Annotated in this window: 18 protein-coding genes; 10 read left to right on the forward strand and 8 right to left on the reverse strand. The window is 70.9% G+C overall.

Features of this window, described 5'->3' with window-relative positions; translation table 11 throughout:
- Positions 1 to 4 precede the first annotated feature (4 nt).
- The 3 genes from ADY01_RS01815 to ADY01_RS01825 all read right to left on the reverse strand — a co-directional run bounded on the left by ADY01_RS01815 (position 5) and on the right by ADY01_RS01825 (position 3,081).
- Entirely contained in the window at positions 5 to 1,180 is a 1,176-nt protein-coding gene (locus ADY01_RS01815; protein ID WP_049564528.1) for a hypothetical protein, read from the reverse strand.
- Between the two features lie 151 nt (positions 1,181 to 1,331).
- Entirely contained in the window at positions 1,332 to 1,745 is a 414-nt protein-coding gene (locus tag ADY01_RS01820) for an SRPBCC family protein (protein WP_049564530.1), read from the reverse strand.
- 319 nt (positions 1,746 to 2,064) lie between these two features.
- Positions 2,065 to 3,081, reverse strand: coding sequence for a LacI family DNA-binding transcriptional regulator (locus tag ADY01_RS01825; RefSeq protein ID WP_049564532.1), 1,017 nt, complete (start codon positions 3,079 to 3,081; stop codon positions 2,065 to 2,067).
- Positions 3,082 to 3,195: 114 nt separating this feature from the next.
- On the opposite strand from ADY01_RS01825, the gene ADY01_RS01830 reads away from it, so the two are divergent.
- The 4 genes from ADY01_RS01830 to ADY01_RS01845 all read left to right on the forward strand — a co-directional run bounded on the left by ADY01_RS01830 (position 3,196) and on the right by ADY01_RS01845 (position 6,674).
- Complete coding sequence (locus tag ADY01_RS01830; protein WP_049564532.1) at positions 3,196 to 4,212, forward strand: LacI family DNA-binding transcriptional regulator; 1,017 nt, start codon at positions 3,196 to 3,198, stop codon at positions 4,210 to 4,212.
- 319 nt (positions 4,213 to 4,531) lie between these two features.
- The gene (locus ADY01_RS01835) at positions 4,532 to 4,945 is read left to right on the forward strand and encodes an SRPBCC family protein (protein ID WP_049564530.1); all 414 of its coding nucleotides are present in this window, start codon (positions 4,532 to 4,534) and stop codon (positions 4,943 to 4,945) included.
- A 151-nt stretch (positions 4,946 to 5,096) separates the two neighbouring features.
- Entirely contained in the window at positions 5,097 to 6,272 is a 1,176-nt protein-coding gene (locus ADY01_RS01840; protein ID WP_049564528.1) for a hypothetical protein, read from the forward strand.
- A gap of 84 nt (positions 6,273 to 6,356) precedes the next feature.
- Positions 6,357 to 6,674 (forward strand): hypothetical protein, encoded by a 318-nt coding sequence (locus tag ADY01_RS01845; protein ID WP_049564526.1) that lies wholly within the window; start codon positions 6,357 to 6,359, stop codon positions 6,672 to 6,674.
- Between the two features lie 61 nt (positions 6,675 to 6,735).
- Here the strand turns inward: ADY01_RS01845 and ADY01_RS01850 are convergent, their stop codons facing one another.
- Positions 6,736 to 7,761 (reverse strand): DUF4331 family protein, encoded by a 1,026-nt coding sequence (locus ADY01_RS01850; protein WP_049564524.1) that lies wholly within the window; start codon positions 7,759 to 7,761, stop codon positions 6,736 to 6,738.
- A 782-nt stretch (positions 7,762 to 8,543) separates the two neighbouring features.
- Between ADY01_RS01850 and ADY01_RS01855 the strand changes: the two genes are divergently transcribed.
- The gene (locus ADY01_RS01855) at positions 8,544 to 9,506 is read left to right on the forward strand and encodes a phosphotransferase family protein (RefSeq protein WP_049564522.1); all 963 of its coding nucleotides are present in this window, start codon (positions 8,544 to 8,546) and stop codon (positions 9,504 to 9,506) included.
- Positions 9,507 to 9,908: 402 nt separating this feature from the next.
- Positions 9,909 to 10,967 carry a hypothetical protein gene (locus ADY01_RS01860; protein WP_049564519.1) on the forward strand — a complete coding sequence of 353 codons (1,059 nt, stop codon included), beginning with the start codon at positions 9,909 to 9,911 and terminating at the stop codon, positions 10,965 to 10,967.
- A 67-nt stretch (positions 10,968 to 11,034) separates the two neighbouring features.
- Here ADY01_RS01860 and ADY01_RS01865 read toward each other — a convergent pair whose 3' ends face one another.
- A complete protein-coding gene (locus tag ADY01_RS01865; RefSeq protein ID WP_078899912.1) occupies positions 11,035 to 11,403 on the reverse strand; it encodes a dihydrofolate reductase family protein in 369 nt (122 codons plus the stop codon).
- A 12-nt stretch (positions 11,404 to 11,415) separates the two neighbouring features.
- Positions 11,416 to 12,294, reverse strand: a complete 879-nt coding sequence (locus tag ADY01_RS01870; protein WP_049564517.1) for a potassium channel family protein — start codon at positions 12,292 to 12,294, stop codon at positions 11,416 to 11,418.
- Positions 12,295 to 12,607: 313 nt separating this feature from the next.
- Here ADY01_RS01870 and ADY01_RS35865 point away from each other — a divergent pair, with 313 nt between their 5' ends.
- The 3 genes from ADY01_RS35865 (at position 12,608) to ADY01_RS01885 (ending at position 15,209) form a co-directional block, all read left to right on the forward strand.
- Positions 12,608 to 13,279 carry a hypothetical protein gene (locus ADY01_RS35865; protein WP_053170419.1) on the forward strand — a complete coding sequence of 224 codons (672 nt, stop codon included), beginning with the start codon at positions 12,608 to 12,610 and terminating at the stop codon, positions 13,277 to 13,279.
- Between the two features lie 42 nt (positions 13,280 to 13,321).
- Positions 13,322 to 14,068 carry a phosphotransferase family protein gene (locus tag ADY01_RS01880; RefSeq protein ID WP_049564515.1) on the forward strand — a complete coding sequence of 249 codons (747 nt, stop codon included), beginning with the start codon at positions 13,322 to 13,324 and terminating at the stop codon, positions 14,066 to 14,068.
- Positions 14,069 to 14,918: 850 nt separating this feature from the next.
- Entirely contained in the window at positions 14,919 to 15,209 is a 291-nt protein-coding gene (locus ADY01_RS01885) for a hypothetical protein (protein WP_049564513.1), read from the forward strand.
- Positions 15,210 to 15,324: 115 nt separating this feature from the next.
- Here ADY01_RS01885 and ADY01_RS01890 read toward each other — a convergent pair whose 3' ends face one another.
- Positions 15,325 to 16,257 (reverse strand): AraC family transcriptional regulator, encoded by a 933-nt coding sequence (locus ADY01_RS01890; RefSeq protein ID WP_049564511.1) that lies wholly within the window; start codon positions 16,255 to 16,257, stop codon positions 15,325 to 15,327.
- Positions 16,258 to 16,358: 101 nt separating this feature from the next.
- On the opposite strand from ADY01_RS01890, the gene ADY01_RS01895 reads away from it, so the two are divergent.
- Complete coding sequence (locus ADY01_RS01895; protein ID WP_049564510.1) at positions 16,359 to 17,300, forward strand: MBL fold metallo-hydrolase; 942 nt, start codon at positions 16,359 to 16,361, stop codon at positions 17,298 to 17,300.
- A gap of 159 nt (positions 17,301 to 17,459) precedes the next feature.
- Here ADY01_RS01895 and ADY01_RS37835 read toward each other — a convergent pair whose 3' ends face one another.
- On the reverse strand, positions 17,460 to 17,939 hold the full coding sequence (locus tag ADY01_RS37835) for a hypothetical protein (RefSeq protein ID WP_159000898.1): 480 nt from the start codon (positions 17,937 to 17,939) through the stop codon (positions 17,460 to 17,462).
- Positions 17,940 to 17,992: the final 53 nt, after the last annotated feature.

Raw genomic sequence — 17,992 nt, forward strand, 5'->3', positions numbered from 1 at the left:
GTGGTCAGTTCCGCTTCCCCGTGGGCGAACGGGTGGAGATCGTGATGTCGAGTTCGATGGTCTCTTCCTCGTGCCCGTCGCAGCCGTTCTGCAGAGCGGTCCGCATCTCACTCCACGAGGTGCAGGGGACGATGCCGGTCTTCTCCGTCTCGCAGACCATCACCTCCCGGGAGCCCTTGTCGCGCACCAGTCGCACACCCATGTGGTGGGTGGGCGTCTCGATCCGCGCGTAGTGCTCCTTGCTGCCCTTGTCCTGGAGGAACTGCGTGGCTCGGATGATGTGGGAGGTCAGTTCCTTGCCTGCCTCGGTCACCTTGCAGGTGATCTCCTTGTGGCTGCCGGGCTCCCACTCGCCCAAGCTTTTCGGCGCCGCCGTCGAGTCGCCGAGGAGGTCCGTCACGTCCCGGTACCCGGCTTGGGGTTCGAGCTCGCGCATCACGTTCCAGGCCGTGCTGACGGCGATGACGACGTCCTTGACCTCCTCGTCCAACGCGCCGACGCCGCCGTCGCGCAGCAGCCTGGCCAGCTCTTCGAGATCCTTCGCGGCGGGCTCGTCCCGGCTCCCCTCGGGCTGCCAGTCGACCAGTGCCTCCCACATCGGCTCCAGCCAGAGCGGCTCGCGCTGGTGAATCCTCACCCAGCCACCGCACAGCCCGTTCTTCTTGACATCCCCGAGCCACTCCTGCATGTCGGCGGCCGCGTCGTCGCTCAGCCGGCTCGCATAGAGCAGCTGGCAGACGTAGGCCATCCGCGCCTGGACCGTGGACTGATCCAGGCTGGCCGGGGCGTTCCCGGCGGGAGTGCCGGCTTCTTCGCCGCCCGGTTTCCAGCGGTCCTTCTCTTCCTGCCTGGATTCCCTGGTGCCGCCGCGCTTTTCCCGCATGGCTTTCTCTTTTCTGACCCGCTGGACCGGAGCGGTGGCCGTGCTGCCGCCGCCGGTCGGCGCCGCCGTGAGCCGGGGAGTGCCAACGTCTCGCGCCGGCGCCCTCCTCGCCTCGGTGTCCACCGCCTCGGCCTTGCGTTCGAACCGGTCGTCAGGATCGTTGAGGTCCAGGTCCAGGTCCGCGCCGTGGTCGTGCCGGTCCTGCCGGAGCAGGCCGACGACGGCCCTGTTGCCGAGGGTGCGTTGCAGGGTGAGGACGGCCTCGGGGGAGAGGCGTCCGGCCGGGGCCGAGCGCACGAGGGGTGCGGCTTGAACCGGCGCGGCCCTCTCCGGCCGACGTGGGGCATGGTCCGGTGTACCGGTGCCTTCGTGGTCGCGCATCGGGGCCCTCCAAAGCGGCAATGACGATTCTGGTTATCGCAGCGCAGGGCCGGGCTGGAAGGTCGCCTCAGCCCGCCGCGTTGTCGACGCGCAGCCGGACCTGCTCCTCCAGACGCTGAAGGCTGGTGTCCAGGGCGTCGCGCACGGCCGCGGCGCCCGGGTCGTGGGCGTCGTCGAAGAACGACAGGTGCACCGTCACCTCACTGGCTCCGCCGTCGATGCCCGCGACCTGGAGCCAGCCGGTGTAGCTGTCCTGATCCCGGGTGCCCCATTCGAGCCGCATCTGGTCCCGCTGGGCCCGGAACAGGGCGGAGGTGTCCTCGTCGGTGCGGTCCTCGTGCACGGTGACGGCGGGAGGGTCCCCGGCGTTCACGTGCAGGGCGTCCGGGAGCCAGGCGTCCAGCTGGTTGAGATCGGCGGCCTGGTCGAAGACGTGCTCGGGCTGGGCGGGCATCGTGCGTGAACGTTCGTACTCGGTCATCGCGGTACCGTCCTCGGCTCGGTGTCGTTCAACGGAACGCGTACAACGGAACGCGTGCCCGGCCCCGGCGAGGACACGCCCCGTGGCCTGCCCCCGCGCCCGGGGGCCCTGAAGCGAGAATATGCGGCCTGACACGGAGGCGCCTGCGCTGGTGGGACGGGCCCGCTGCCCCGGCTCACCGGTTCGTGTCCGCGGCGTCCGCGGACTGCGCGACGCCGCCCCTCTCAGGCCCGGCACGTGGGCGCCGTTCCTCCACGCGGGTACCCGGGCGCGGGTACCCGAGCCACGTCGAGGCGTGCGGGTGGCCGGGCGCCCGGACTCAGACGCGGGGAGCGTTGCGCGTGGTGGACGACCGCACCACCAGTTCGGTGGCCAGCTCCAGCCGTGCGGCGTCGAGGGCCTCGCCGCGCGAGAGCCGCAGCAGGGTCCGCAGGGCCACGGTGCCCATCCTGGCGAGGGGCTGGCGAACGGTGGTCAGCGCGGGCGCGGACAGCCTCGTCGCCGGCAGGTCGTCCATCCCGACCACGCTGACGTCCTCCGGAACGCGCAGCCCGCGCCGGCGCAACGCCTCGCGCGCGCCCATCGCCATCGGGTCGTTGGCCGCGAAGACGGCCGTCGGGGGCCGTGGCAGCCGCATGAGCCTGCGGCAGGCGTCGAAGCCCGAGTCCGGTTCGTGGTCGCCGACCACGGTGAGGGCGTCGTCGACCGCGACGCCGGCCGTCTCCAGCGCGGTCCGGTACCCGCCGAGGCGGGCCTGGCTGCACCGCAGCAGCGGCGGGCCGGCGATGAAGCCGATCCGCCGGTGGCCCAGGCGCAGGAGGTGCTCGGTGGCCGTCCGGCCCGCCGCCCAGTTGGTCGCGCCGATGGTCGGCGCGTTCACCCCGGGCAGCCCGACCAGGTCCACCACCACGACCGGCAGGCCCAGCCCGCGCAGCCTCTCCCAGAGCGCGCGGTCCAGGGACCACACGGCGAGGACGATGCCGGCCGGCGCGCGGCGGCGCAGGTCGGCCAGCCACCGCCGTTCCGCGTCCGGCGCCTTCTCGGGGAGCGCGGAGACCAGGGTGCCCAGGCCGGCGGCCCGGGCGGACTGCTCCACGCCGCGCAGGATCTCCGTGGCCCAGGGGTTGATCCCGTTGACGACCACCTCCACGAGGACGCTCCGGTCCCGGGACGCCCGGCCGTGCGGGGGGTGGCCGTGGCGGCGCAGCAGCTCCTCCACCCGTTCCCGGGTTCCGCGGGCGACGTCCCCCCGCCCGTTGACCACCCGGGACGCGGTGGCCGGCGAGACGCCCGCCTCGCGGGCGATCGCCGTGATCGTCATCTTGTCCGCGGCCATGTCCCTTCTCCCTTCCGCTCGCGCCCCGGATCGGGCTGGTCCTCGCCCGCCCGGCGCGCGCCGGGCGGGCGAGGACCAGCCCGATCCGGGGCGCGAGCGGAAGGGAGAAGGGACATGGCCGCGGACAAGATGACGATCACGGCGATCGCCCGCGAGGCGGGCGTCTCGCCGGCCACCGCGTCCCGGGTGGTCAACGGGCGGGGGGACGTCGCCCGCGGAACCCGGGAACGGGTGGAGGAGCTGCTGCGCCGCCACGGCCACCCCCCGCACGGCCGGGCGTCCCGGGACCGGAGCGTCCTCGTGGAGGTGGTCGTCAACGGGATCAACCCCTGGGCCACGGAGATCCTGCGCGGCGTGGAGCAGTCCGCCCGGGCCGCCGGCCTGGGCACCCTGGTCTCCGCGCTCCCCGAGAAGGCGCCGGACGCGGAACGGCGGTGGCTGGCCGACCTGCGCCGCCGCGCGCCGGCCGGCATCGTCCTCGCCGTGTGGTCCCTGGACCGCGCGCTCTGGGAGAGGCTGCGCGGGCTGGGCCTGCCGGTCGTGGTGGTGGACCTGGTCGGGCTGCCCGGGGTGAACGCGCCGACCATCGGCGCGACCAACTGGGCGGCGGGCCGGACGGCCACCGAGCACCTCCTGCGCCTGGGCCACCGGCGGATCGGCTTCATCGCCGGCCCGCCGCTGCTGCGGTGCAGCCAGGCCCGCCTCGGCGGGTACCGGACCGCGCTGGAGACGGCCGGCGTCGCGGTCGACGACGCCCTCACCGTGGTCGGCGACCACGAACCGGACTCGGGCTTCGACGCCTGCCGCAGGCTCATGCGGCTGCCACGGCCCCCGACGGCCGTCTTCGCGGCCAACGACCCGATGGCGATGGGCGCGCGCGAGGCGTTGCGCCGGCGCGGGCTGCGCGTTCCGGAGGACGTCAGCGTGGTCGGGATGGACGACCTGCCGGCGACGAGGCTGTCCGCGCCCGCGCTGACCACCGTTCGCCAGCCCCTCGCCAGGATGGGCACCGTGGCCCTGCGGACCCTGCTGCGGCTCTCGCGCGGCGAGGCCCTCGACGCCGCACGGCTGGAGCTGGCCACCGAACTGGTGGTGCGGTCGTCCACCACGCGCAACGCTCCCCGCGTCTGAGTCCGGGCGCCCGGCCACCCGCACGCCTCGACGTGGCTCGGGTACCCGCGCCCGGGTACCCGCGTGGAGGAACGGCGCCCACGTGCCGGGCCTGAGAGGGGCGGCGTCGCGCAGTCCGCGGACGCCGCGGACACGAACCGGTGAGCCGGGGCAGCGGGCCCGTCCCACCAGCGCAGGCGCCTCCGTGTCAGGCCGCATATTCTCGCTTCAGGGCCCCCGGGCGCGGGGGCAGGCCACGGGGCGTGTCCTCGCCGGGGCCGGGCACGCGTTCCGTTGTACGCGTTCCGTTGAACGACACCGAGCCGAGGACGGTACCGCGATGACCGAGTACGAACGTTCACGCACGATGCCCGCCCAGCCCGAGCACGTCTTCGACCAGGCCGCCGATCTCAACCAGCTGGACGCCTGGCTCCCGGACGCCCTGCACGTGAACGCCGGGGACCCTCCCGCCGTCACCGTGCACGAGGACCGCACCGACGAGGACACCTCCGCCCTGTTCCGGGCCCAGCGGGACCAGATGCGGCTCGAATGGGGCACCCGGGATCAGGACAGCTACACCGGCTGGCTCCAGGTCGCGGGCATCGACGGCGGAGCCAGTGAGGTGACGGTGCACCTGTCGTTCTTCGACGACGCCCACGACCCGGGCGCCGCGGCCGTGCGCGACGCCCTGGACACCAGCCTTCAGCGTCTGGAGGAGCAGGTCCGGCTGCGCGTCGACAACGCGGCGGGCTGAGGCGACCTTCCAGCCCGGCCCTGCGCTGCGATAACCAGAATCGTCATTGCCGCTTTGGAGGGCCCCGATGCGCGACCACGAAGGCACCGGTACACCGGACCATGCCCCACGTCGGCCGGAGAGGGCCGCGCCGGTTCAAGCCGCACCCCTCGTGCGCTCGGCCCCGGCCGGACGCCTCTCCCCCGAGGCCGTCCTCACCCTGCAACGCACCCTCGGCAACAGGGCCGTCGTCGGCCTGCTCCGGCAGGACCGGCACGACCACGGCGCGGACCTGGACCTGGACCTCAACGATCCTGACGACCGGTTCGAACGCAAGGCCGAGGCGGTGGACACCGAGGCGAGGAGGGCGCCGGCGCGAGACGTTGGCACTCCCCGGCTCACGGCGGCGCCGACCGGCGGCGGCAGCACGGCCACCGCTCCGGTCCAGCGGGTCAGAAAAGAGAAAGCCATGCGGGAAAAGCGCGGCGGCACCAGGGAATCCAGGCAGGAAGAGAAGGACCGCTGGAAACCGGGCGGCGAAGAAGCCGGCACTCCCGCCGGGAACGCCCCGGCCAGCCTGGATCAGTCCACGGTCCAGGCGCGGATGGCCTACGTCTGCCAGCTGCTCTATGCGAGCCGGCTGAGCGACGACGCGGCCGCCGACATGCAGGAGTGGCTCGGGGATGTCAAGAAGAACGGGCTGTGCGGTGGCTGGGTGAGGATTCACCAGCGCGAGCCGCTCTGGCTGGAGCCGATGTGGGAGGCACTGGTCGACTGGCAGCCCGAGGGGAGCCGGGACGAGCCCGCCGCGAAGGATCTCGAAGAGCTGGCCAGGCTGCTGCGCGACGGCGGCGTCGGCGCGTTGGACGAGGAGGTCAAGGACGTCGTCATCGCCGTCAGCACGGCCTGGAACGTGATGCGCGAGCTCGAACCCCAAGCCGGGTACCGGGACGTGACGGACCTCCTCGGCGACTCGACGGCGGCGCCGAAAAGCTTGGGCGAGTGGGAGCCCGGCAGCCACAAGGAGATCACCTGCAAGGTGACCGAGGCAGGCAAGGAACTGACCTCCCACATCATCCGAGCCACGCAGTTCCTCCAGGACAAGGGCAGCAAGGAGCACTACGCGCGGATCGAGACGCCCACCCACCACATGGGTGTGCGACTGGTGCGCGACAAGGGCTCCCGGGAGGTGATGGTCTGCGAGACGGAGAAGACCGGCATCGTCCCCTGCACCTCGTGGAGTGAGATGCGGACCGCTCTGCAGAACGGCTGCGACGGGCACGAGGAAGAGACCATCGAACTCGACATCACGATCTCCACCCGTTCGCCCACGGGGAAGCGGAACTGACCACATGACGCCGTGAGATCAGCGGCACCGCCCACCTCCCCTAGGCTCAGGCGTATCCCCTCGCCCCACCGCCGGAGGAACGCCGTGGACATCCGCACCGCTCAGACGCTGGCCTGGGACAACAAGCGCGCCAAGGGCTTCAACACCACGGACATCGCCCTGGAGTTCGGCCTCCTCAACGCCGAGGTCGGCGAGGCCTTCACCGCCTGGTGCAGGCGGCTTCCCGACCTCGGCGAAGAACTCGCCGACGTCTTCATCTACCTCGCCGCCATCGCCGAGATGAACGGCCTCGACCTCGCCGACGAGGTCACCCGCAAGATCGGGAAGAACGCCCGTCGCACCTACGAACGCGACCCCCACGGCACCCTCATCCGCACCAGCGACGGCGACGGCGACCGCTGAGGAGGCGACGACCCGAACGTCGAGGCCGCCGACGAGAGGCTGCCGACCAAGGCGATCGCCCTCACTGTGCTGGGACGACGTACGGGAACCGCGGGACCCGCTGGTCGGCGGATGCGGCGGGGCCGAGGCCCGAGGGGACGGCCATGTTCGTCACGAGCGAGAGCATCGTCTCGGGCACGTTGTCCGCGCGGGTACGGCCGTTGCGGGTGGCGAAGCCGAAGGATGCGGGCGTCCCGATCACGTACGGGAGCATGTCCGGGAAGAGTTGCCGGGCCACCATCTGCCCGTAGCCTTCGGGGTCGCCCGAGGTGCCCGTGGCCTTGACGACGGCGGCGACCTGGGCGGCGATGTGGTCACCGGCGGCGGCCATGTCCTCCGAAGGGTGGCGGGTGTTGGCCGGGTTGGAGAAGTCCGTGTCGCCCGGCCAGAAGATCGGCCACATCATCGGGTTGCCCGCGCGGTTGATCTGCCGCCAACCGCCGGCGTCGGTGGCCAGCTTGGACGCGCACCAGATCCCTGCCCGCGCACCCGGCTTCAACTGCGGATGGCCGTGCGGGACTTCGAGAACGATCGTCTGGACGGACGTGCCGTGGAAGCTGTTCTGGGCCTCCCGCGGATGCCAGGAGGACAGGTCCACGGCCGTGCCCTTGCCCATGGCGCCGTTGACGATCGCCAGCAGGTCGAGGTCGATGTAGAAGGCGTCCGCGATGCGGCCGGCCCAGACCCGGATGCGGTCGGCGGTAGCGGTCTCGCCGGTGTGACCCTCCAGCACGAACTCGCCCTCGGCGTCGTCCTCGCGGGCATCCGCGCCGGTCAGGCTGTGCAGGCGCACGCTCTGGCGGCCGTCGCCGTCCGGCTCGCCGAAGGAGAACCGGTAGGTCAGGGCCTCGAATTCGGCACCGTCGAAGTGCACCCTGAACTCGTAGCGGGCCTCGTGGTGGAAACCCGGTTCCGCGTATACCCCGGTGATGTTGGAGTTGGCGTCCATGATGAACACGGTGCTTCCCTCGCCGGGAAAGACATACAGGTCATCGAGGTAGAGCTGGCCGTTCTGGGCAGCCAGCGGAGTGTCGAGGTGGTGCGACATGGGTCTTCTCTGCTCCCGGTGTGCGGTATCTGGGCACCCAAGCCGGTGAGCCCTTGACGGGCACCGTCTGCCTGCATGCGAACGAACGCCCAGCTTCGCTTTCCCTGCTGCCGTCACCCGAAGAGACACCCCCGCATTCGTTCCCCTGGGCGGTCAGCCGGAGCCGAATGGGCCAACGCGGTTTCCTCGGCGAACAATCGTCCGCCGAACCAGAGTCTCCACGTTGACCTCCCATGTCCCTTGCCCGAATCACGCGATCCTGGACGGCACGCTGATCCGGTGCGATCGCGCGGCACGTACCACGGAGAGCGGCGACCCTCAGGCAGTCACTGTGAACGCCGACAAGACACCACCGTCTCGCCGGACTTCCGAAGAGGAGGTCCGAAGCGGCACGCGCTGTCTCCGCGAAGTCGCTGAGGAACTCGCATGCGCGTGGCCGAATCGACCACCTGTGCGGCTTCCTCGGCCCTGCTGGCGGTGGTCAGGTACAGGTCTTCGTCGTCGCGCCTGTGCAGGCGGATGCCCTTGCGGACAGTGCACCCCGCCGCAACACCCAGCCGGCGCCGATCCCCGCCCCGACGACGCCGAGCCCCAGCGGCAGGCGCCGTTCCAACTCCGGCACCTCCGGCGTCCCGTGCTTCTCCACTCCCGGCGCGTCAGGCGACATCGCGATGGGTGCGCGCACGGACCTGCTCGCCCGACTTCCCCACCACCTGCACCACTCGTCATCGCCTCCGATAAAACGTTCGCGCGTGCCGCCGTCCGGATGATGAGGTCGCACGGTGACCGATCACGACGAGGCGGCGGCTCTCCGACCGTTGACACTGGCCTGGGTGAGCCGGCACCTGGACATCGGCGAACGGGTCGTCGGAATCGAGGCGCTGCACGGCGGCGTCACTGCCGACATGCGGAGGCTGACCATCGGCACGCGGGACGGAGGCACCCGTGACCTGGTGCTGCGGAGCTTCGTCGACCCGTTCTTCGTGGAGCGCGCCGAGGACTCGCTGAACAGGGAGGCCGGCGCCTTGACCCTGCTCCCGGAAACCGGCGTGCCGGCTCCCGGACTGGTCGCGGTTGATCCGACCGCGGCGCATTGCGAGTATCCGTCGCTCCTCATGACACATGTGGCGGGCCGGACGGTCCTCGACGATGAGGGAGTGGAGGCGCGCGTCCCCCTGCTGGCCCGCCAACTCGTGGCGATCCACGCGTTGCGACCCGCTGAACGGCCCGGGGAGTACGTGGCGTTGACGACCGCCGACACCGTCGTGGTCCCGAAGGGCGCCGACGCGGCGGCATGGGCCGCGGCGATCGACGTGATCCGCACGCCGGCGCCGCGCTATGCAGGGCGATTCCTGCACCGGGACTTCCACCCCGGCAACGTGCTGTTCGACGTGCCGCGTTCAAGCCCGGCAGGTGCCCGGATCACCGGCGTCGTCGACTGGGCAGCGACCTCCTGGGGCCCGGCGGATCTCGATGTGGCGCACTGCTCCACCAGTCTCGCGCTGCTGCACGGCCCGGCGTGGGGTCTGCGGTTCCCTGAGGCGTACGAGAGGGCCGGCGGGGTGCTGGCCGCGTCCGCGAGCGAGCGGCTGTACTGGCTGGTGCGCGACGGGCTGGCGTGCTCGGAAGAAGTGCGGTTGGTGTCGCAGCCATGGCGGGAGGCGGGGAGGACAGAACTGACGACGCGAGCCGTGGAGGAGCGGCTGGACGTCTATGTCACCACCCTGATGAACACGCTGGGCTGAGCCAACGCGGCCCCCGCACCCCGCGCGCGCGGGGATCGCCCCAGGCGCGGCATGCCGCCGCCGAGATGCGGGCGTCGTCGTCGCCGCACCCGCGGGTGGATCAGCGAGGACGACCCGTTGGGCAAGGTCAACCTCCACGCCCTCGCCACCGAAGCCGGGCGGAGGGAGATCAGCCCGTCCAAGGAGGAGTTCGAGCGGCCGGGCAGACGCGCTCGAAGTCGCGCATCGATCCCCCGACCCGTCGTCGATCGTCACGTACAGTGCGGCCGAGAGGGTACAACCCGCTCCGGCCACACCGCGGAGCCACGTGTCGAACGTGGTCGCGGCTTGGCTCAGACGTGCCGCCGCCATCGCGGGATCGAGGCCGGCATCCAGGTGGAGGCAACAGTGAAAGCCCCTGACATGTCGCACGGTGCGCGTCTCACCGCCCATGGTGCCGTCTCCACTTCCCTCGCCCTGTGCGGTGATCGCGCACTGCGCGAGCTCGTGGACACGGCCAAGCCGATCGGATCCGGCATCGGCGGGACGTCGTCCCTGCTGGAGGTCGCCGGAACCCCGGTCTTCGTGAAGCGGGTGCCCCTCAGCGACATGGAGAGGCAGCCCGAGCACGTCCGGTCCACGGCGAACCTGTTCGAGCTGCCCGCCTTCTGCCACTACGGCGTCGGCACCCTCGCCGGGCCGGGCTTCGGGGCCTGGAGAGAGCTCGCCGTGCACACCATGACGACGAACTGGGTGCTGGCGGCGGAACACGAGGGCTTCCCTCTGATGTACCACTGGCGAGTACTGCCGGACTCGACGCCCCTGCCCGAGGACCTGGCCGACATCGAACGGGCTGTCGCGTACCGGGGCGGCGGATCGCAGGTGCGCCGCCGGATCGAGGCCCTCCAGCGGTCCTCGGCGAGCGTCGCGCTGTTCCTGGAGTACATCCCGCAAAACCTGCACCAGTGGTTGAGCACCCAGGTCGAAGCGGGCGACGAGGTCGCCAACCGGGCCTGCGCCATGGTGGAGAGAGAACTGGCAGCCGGTATCTCGTTCATGAACGACCGCGGACTCCTGCACTTCGACGCGCACTTCGAGAACATCCTGACCGACGGCCGGCGCCTCTTCTTCGCGGACTACGGCCTCGCGATCTCCTCCCGGTTCGAGCTGTCGCAGGACGAGGCCGGCTTCTTCGACCGGCATCAGACCTACGACCGCTGTTTCACCGCCACGTATCTGGTGAACTGGCTGGTCACCGCTCTGTTCGGATACCAGAGGGAGGACCGGGACGGCCGCTACGAGCTGGTGCGCGCCTACGCGGAGGGCAAACGTCCCACCGGAATCCCCGAGGAGGCCGCAGCGATCCTCACCCGGCACTCTCCCATCGCGGCCGTGATATCGGACTTCAACCTCAGGTTCCAGCGCCGGAGTCGGCAGACCCCATATCCGCTGGAGGAGATCCGCCGGATCGGCGGCACGTGACTCAACGAGACGTGACATCGGCCACGGGCCGCCTCGCCGGGTACCCGGCCCGCCGGCGTGGTGCCGGCTACCGCTCGCCGACGGTGTAGGTCAGGTGGGTCACCCGGGTCGAGGAGACGGTGCGGACCTGGTTCAGGGCTAGGCGGTCGGGTGCCACACGGTCGAACAGGCGGATGCCGGTGCCGAACAGCACGGGCGCGAGGGTGATCGAGAACTCGTCGACCAGGCCGGTGTCCAGGTACTCCTGGATGGTCTCGCCACCGCCGGCGATGCGGACGTCGCGGTCGCCGGCGGCCCCGCGGGCCTGGTCGAGCGCGCTCTCGATGCCGTCGTTGACGAAATGGAAGGTCGTGCCGCCCGGCCGCTCCCACGGATCGCGCTTCTCGTGGGTCACGACGAAGACCGGGGTGTGGAACGGGCAGTCTTCTTCGCACATGAGGCGTGGTGTTCAGCCGGGGGTGTGTTCGGCGGCGTAGTGGGTCAGGATCTCGTCGGTGGTGCCGCCGGTGCGCAGGAAGTGCGTGTCGAGAACGGTGGCGAGTTCGTCGAGGGCGCCGGCGAGCAGGGTGCCGCTCAGTTGCACGTCGGCTCGGGTGGCCGCCCGGCCCCGGCGGGCCAGGTCGGTGGCGTAGCCGACCGTGGCCGACAGGGTGGCATCGCTCTCCAGGCCCCGTTCGCTGTCGTGGAAGTAGTACGTCTCCGGGTACTGGCTGAGATCGACGTGGATGCAGAGCAGGTCTCTGGCCAGGTTCCCGAGGATTGCCGCGCCACCGGGGGAGTCGAGCACGGGATCGGTGAGGCCGGCCCTTCGCAGCAGAGCCAGGTGGGAGACCGCGACCCTGCGTCGCGCGAGCGCCGGGTAGATGCCCAGTACCCAGGCCACCACGGCCGTCAGCAGCAGGAAGCCGATCAGCGACTCGAGCGGCGTCACCAGTCGCAGCCAGGTGTCCGCCGGGGTGATGTCGCCGAGACCGAGGGTGGAGATCATGACCAGCGACAGGTAGAACGAGTCGAGCAGGTCCGTGGCGCCGGAGGACTCCATCTCCGAGCTGAGGGTGAAGCCGTCTGGCATGTGCGGCCAGTAGACCAGGGTCCAGCCGGCCACGAGGGTGAGCGACCACCCGGTGACCACGACCACCATGGCCAGTGAGCCGGTGAGCCCGAGGAGCGGGAATCGGGTGGACCGTCTCCGGGAAAGGCGCCAGAACCCCGCCATCACCAGGTGGATGATCCCGGCGCGGCGGGTGGGATGCCAGATCGTGTGGAACAGGTCCCGGAGCACGGCCGCGATCAGCACCGCACCGAGAACAGAGATCCACCAGCCCATTGACCCTCCAGAGCACCGGATCATGGCACGGGTTCGAGGCGAGTTCGGGCACGCCACCCGTTCGGCCCGGCGGGCCGTGTCTCGCGCCAGTCACCGCGGACCGCCCGATCAGTGACGAGATGGAACAGGGACGAGAACGAGCAGCGCATCCACGGCCTGCTCACCAGAGGGGGTAATCCGCACGCTCACTCCGGACGGGACGCAGTTCGACGACCCCGACTCGGTGAACGGCCATCCACACCTGTGAACGACGATAAGGTGCACACAAAGCCGACATGAGCGATCACCACGAGCGAGGAAGTGAGGGGCACCGATGCCAGCCACGGCCCGGAGACGGCGCACCCTGGCCGAAAAGCTGAAGTGGCTCCGGGACATGAAAGTCCCCAAGGGCGAGCCGCCCCCCTCCTACGAGGTCACCGCCCGGCAGATCACCAAGGCCACGGACGTCAGCATCTCCGGCCCCTACTTCTGGGAACTCACGACCGGCAGAACGACCAACCCCAAGCTCCACCACCTCCGGGCCCTGGCGAAGTACTTCTCCGTCCCCGTCGGGTATCTCGCCGACGAACAAGCCGACTCCCGACAGCTGGAGGCGGAGCTGGAACTGCTGCACGCGCTCGAACGCGACGACGTGCGAGACCTCAACCGCCCCGGCACGAACGACGCCAACGGGGACCTCCCCATCATCCAAGGGCTCCTCGGAAAGCTACGGATGCTGGACGACTTCGGCGACGAGGACACCCGCGAACTCACCCTGCGCCTCACCATGCTCGACGCAGACGCCCGAAAAGCCCTCACCGAAATCCTCGACGATGCCGAGATCCTGAAGGCGCTGGAACACGAGAACGCACGCGACGCAGCCGTACGCGTCGCTCGCCTGTCCGGCGGCAGTCAGCAGGCCGTGCTGACCATGATCGACCAACTCAACCGGGTCGAGAAATCCAGCGGGGGACGCGGTCAGCAGCCGCGCAGTCGCACGCGATAATCCCGGTGACGTCGGCGATCATCCCCGGGATACTGGTCGCCCATGGATGAGGTCAAGGTCGTCGTCGCCCATTCCGAGCGCGCGACGCTGCGCGTCGGCGACGTGTTCCTGAAGGTGGACGCCGATCAGGTGCGCATCGACGTCGAGGTCGAGGCGATGGCCCTGGCGCCGGTCCCGACCCCGGAGGTCCTGTGGCGCAAGCCGTCCGTGCTCGCGATCGCCGCACTCCCGGGGACGGCGCTCGGCCGCCTCGGTGAGCCGTCGACCGCGTCCCCGGCGGCGTGGGCCGCGGCGGGTGCCGCCATCCGGAAGTTGCACGAGGCGCCGTTGCCGCCCTGGCCCGGCCGGCGCCGACGGGATCCCGACGAGTTGGCGGCGGAACTCGACGGCGAGTGCGAGTTGCTCGTGACGAACGGCGTCCTGCCCACCGACCTGGTCACCCGCAACCGCCAGGTCGCCGAGGCCGCGATCCGGCCGTGGACGCCGGTGTTCGCGCACGGCGACCTGCAGATCGATCACGTCTTCGTCGACGGCGACGAGGTCACCGGCATCATCGACTGGTCCGAAGCGGCCGGGGGTGACGCCCTCTTCGACCTCGCCACCTTCACGCTCGGACACGAGGAACACCTGAGCGACGTCATCGCCGGTTATGGCACCGACGTCGACCTCGACGTGATCCACGCGTGGTGGTCGTTGCGAAGCCTGCTGGGAGTTCGCTGGCTGGTCGAGCACGGCTTCGACGCGTTCGCGCCGGGCTGTGAGGTCGATGTGCTGAGATCCCGGATGTGAGGCTGCGCGAGCCCGACTGCTACGAGTGCGTTCTGACGCAAGGAGCAAGCCCTCTCCCGGGGGCATCACCTGCCCTCACTCCCAACTAAGCGCGGTGCGGAGCCACCGCCAGCCTCGGCCACCACCCGGATGGCACACGCGACACCAAACGCGCCAGCGGCCGTACCAAAGAGCTGCTCGCCAGCAGCGACGCACTCGCCGCCGAGCGCTCGGACCCGGCTGGCCACACGGTGGAGGACGCGGTGGTCAACTACCGCACCCTGGGCAACACCCACATCACCCCCGCCCTCGGCGACATCGAACTCAACGACCTCACCATCGACCACGTCGAGGCATGGCCGGTCACCAAGGCGAAGCCACCCACTCCTGCCTCAACCACAACGCCGTCGTCCTCCGCACCGTCCCACCAGGACAACCCGGCCGCGAGGCCGCGCTGGCTGCACCCCCGAGACGCACCTGTACGAGGAGACGTTCGTCAACGAGGTCAACACCTCGGGGGCCCCGTTCACGGTGGTGCCCGCCCGCATGGCCCGCGCCCCCGTCCTCGTCGTGGATCTCTGAACGGGGCCAACGAGCGCCCGTCCGCTCCGGGTTGACTCCCGTGCCACGAAGCCACCCCGACGCCGGCCGCGCGGGGTCGGCCGGGTGGGCGCGACGCCGGACGAGGTGGTCGAGAACGGCCCCCACGCCGTCACGTCCGTGGCGGGGTGCCGGTGGGTGTCCGGTCCTCGTCGGACATGCCTGGTCATCTTCTTCCATGTCCGGATCCGTCCTGGACATGGCCTGCCCCTGGTCGCCGACCCGGCCGCGGCGCACGATTCCCCCACGAACCACCAGGAGGGGACATCACATGCGCATCCGACGCCTTCTAGCCGCCACCGCGGCCACCGCCGCACTCGCCGGGGGTCTTGCCGCCGGCCCGGCTGTGGCCGACAGCGGTGACTCCGGCGTGCGAGTCACGTCCAGGGAGGCTGCCTCCGGCGACTTCCAGGCCGCCGCCAGTTGGCACACCATCGACGAGTTCTTCTTCTACTACCAGTGCGAGCACGCCGCGCTCGACCTGCAGGTCCGCTACAACTGGACCATGCGCTGCTACGGCGGCGGCCCGATCTCCTACTGGCAGCTCCAGCGCTGGTACTGACCGGACCGAGAGCGTCAACGGAACACCGCCTCCGCCGTCACACGACGGCGGGGGCATCCCGAGCCCGCCCCCGGACGACGGAGGCGCCGACGCGTGCACACGAAGACGCGGCGGATCACCCGGGGGGAGCGGATCGACCCGCGGCCTGCGCGCGATACCGCCCCGGTGTGATGCCGAACTCCCTCGCGAAGGCGTGCGAGAGCGCGTACGGGCTGCCGTAGCCGACTCGGCCGGCGATGGCGGCCAGGGTCTCCGGGGTGTCGCGGAGCAGGGTGGCGGCCAGGATCAGGCGCCACCACGTGAGGTACGCCATCGGCGGGCGGCCGACCAGGGTGGTGAACCGGCGCGCCAGGGTGGGGCGGGAGACGCCCGCCTCCCCGGCCAGGCGGTCGATGCTCCACGGCGCGGCCGGGTTCGAGTGCAGCGCCCGCAGGGCGGCGGCCGTCACCGGGTCGCCCAGTGCGCCGGGCCAGACTCCGTCGGTGGTCTCGGTCATCCAGGAGCGGATCATGTAGACGAGGAGGAGGTCGAGCAGGTTCGGGAGCGCGATGCATGAGCCGGGCCGCCTCTCGTCCAGCTCACCGGCGAGCAGGTCGATCGCGGCACGGAGTTCGAGGTGGCCGCCCACCCGGTGGGGAAGGTGGACGACCTCGGGCAGCTCTGCCATGAGCGGGTGCATGCGGCTGCAGTCGAGCCAGTACGTGCCACAGAGCAACTCCGTCTCGTGGCGATCGGGCAGGGCTCGCGGCTCCGGCCCCGCGAGCCACCGCGCGAACGGCACCGCCTTCTCCTCCGCGACCGCCGCGTCGACCGCGGAATCGCTGATCATATGGCCCGTGCCATGAGGCAGCAGCACCGCGTCACCCACGGCGAGAGGTATCGGGGCGCCGCCGTCGGTGCGTAGCCGGCAGGTGCCCTTCAGGACGACGTAGAAGCCCGCGCCCTCGTACGGGTCCAGCCGCGCGCACCAGCTCCCCCTCATCCGCACCCGGTGGGAGGAGGGGTGCCCGAGGTGTGCGGCGGAGATCGCGTCGCTCACCACATCCATCCACCCAGGATATCGCCGCGCGCGAAGCGTGAGACGGACGCGTATTCCCTTGAGCCGGACGGGCATTGAGTGGATCGTTCCGCCTTCCTAGGGTCGAGGGCATGACGAACGGGAACGAGCGCGTGGAGAGCATGATGCTGGGGGACGTCGAGGTCATCCGGGTCGTCGAGTGGCACAGGCCCTTCGCGCCCACCTCCGCCATGTTCCCGGGAGCAACCGCCGACGTGTGGAAGGACAACCAGGACTGGCTGGCGCCGGACCACTGGGAACCGGACAGCGACCTGGCGGTGATCGCGTTGCAGACCTGGGTGCTGCGCAGCGCCGGGCGGACCGTCCTGGTCGACACCGGAGCGGGCAACGGGCGCGAGCGGCCGGGCATGCCGCCGTTCCACCACTGTCGGGGTGATCTCCTCGGCCTCCTGGCGAGGGCCGGTGTGCGGCCGGAGGATGTCGACGTCGTCGTCAACACCCACCTCCACGTCGACCACGTCGGCTGGAACACCGTTGACGCGGACGGGGAGTGGGTGCCGACGTTTCCCCACGCGCGTTACCTCATCCCGGCCGCCGACGCTTTCCACTACGGTCCGGAGAACGCGTACGGGAACGGCCTGCTGGAGGTCGACCGCCTGATCTACGAGGACAGCGTCGCGCCCGTCCGGCAGGCCGGACAGGCCGTGCTGTGGGACGGCCTCCACCGCATCGACGAACACCTCACCCTGGAGTCCGCGCCCGGCCACACTCCCGGCTCATCCGTGCTGCGCCTCGCGTCCGGGAGCGACCGGGCGGCCTTCGTCGGAGACCTGCTGCACAGCCCGGTGCAGATCCTCCAGCCCTGCTGCAACAGCAACGCCTGCCTGGCCCCGGACCAGGCGGTGGCCAGTCGCCGGCGGATCCTCGGGCGGGCGGCCGATGAACGGGAGCTCATCGTCCCCGCGCACTTCGGTGGCGCGGGCGCCGTGGAAGTCCGGCGGGAGGGTGGTGGGTTCGCCCTCGGCCCCTGGGCAACGGCCGGCCCGGAGAGGAGAGCGTCAGCCTCCGAGTGAGCCTCTGGTCCGGTGTTTCGCGTTCGGTCCCGACCGCCCTCGTCGGCGCGTCGTCCGTCCGGCGCATCGTCTCGATCACAACCACACCCCGTGACGCGGCGGGCGTAGGCGCCCGGGTCCGATGTCCCGGGCGCCCCGCCGATCATCCCTGCTGGTGCCTCACGACCCCTGCCCGACGAGGGCGAGCCGGTCCTCGGCGCTCAGCTGGTTCTGTCCGTCGGTCGGCTGGTTCTGTCCGTCGGCCGACGCGAGCCCGCCGCACTCGGTGATCCGCGACGCGGCGATGTCGAGGCGGACGACGCGTCGGCCCTCGAGATACAGCACCTCGTTGTCGCAGAACCAGGTCCAGCTCCCCCCCGAGAAGCGGACGTACCCGGACCAGCTCCCGGCGTCCACCGCGTAGCCGTCGGAGTTGAGGCCCTTGTTCCCGCTGCAGTCGTACATCCGGTAGTCGAGGGCGCCGGAGGACGTGTAGAACCAGTAGTACAGGGCGACGTTGACCGGCTGACAGCCCATGGTGCCGGGCTGGGACGTCGCCGGTGCCGTCGTCGGTGCCGTCGCCGGCGCTGCCGCCGAAGGAGCGACGCCGACTCCGACGACCGCGCAGACCGCCGCCGCCACCGTCGCCGTTCTGATCAAGCGTGAACGTACCTTCATTGGGTCCACCCCTACTTTCCCGCTCGTATGGCCTG

Source organism: Streptomyces sp. SBT349 (assembly GCF_001083795.1).
Lineage (GTDB): Bacteria > Actinomycetota > Actinomycetes > Streptomycetales > Streptomycetaceae > Streptomyces.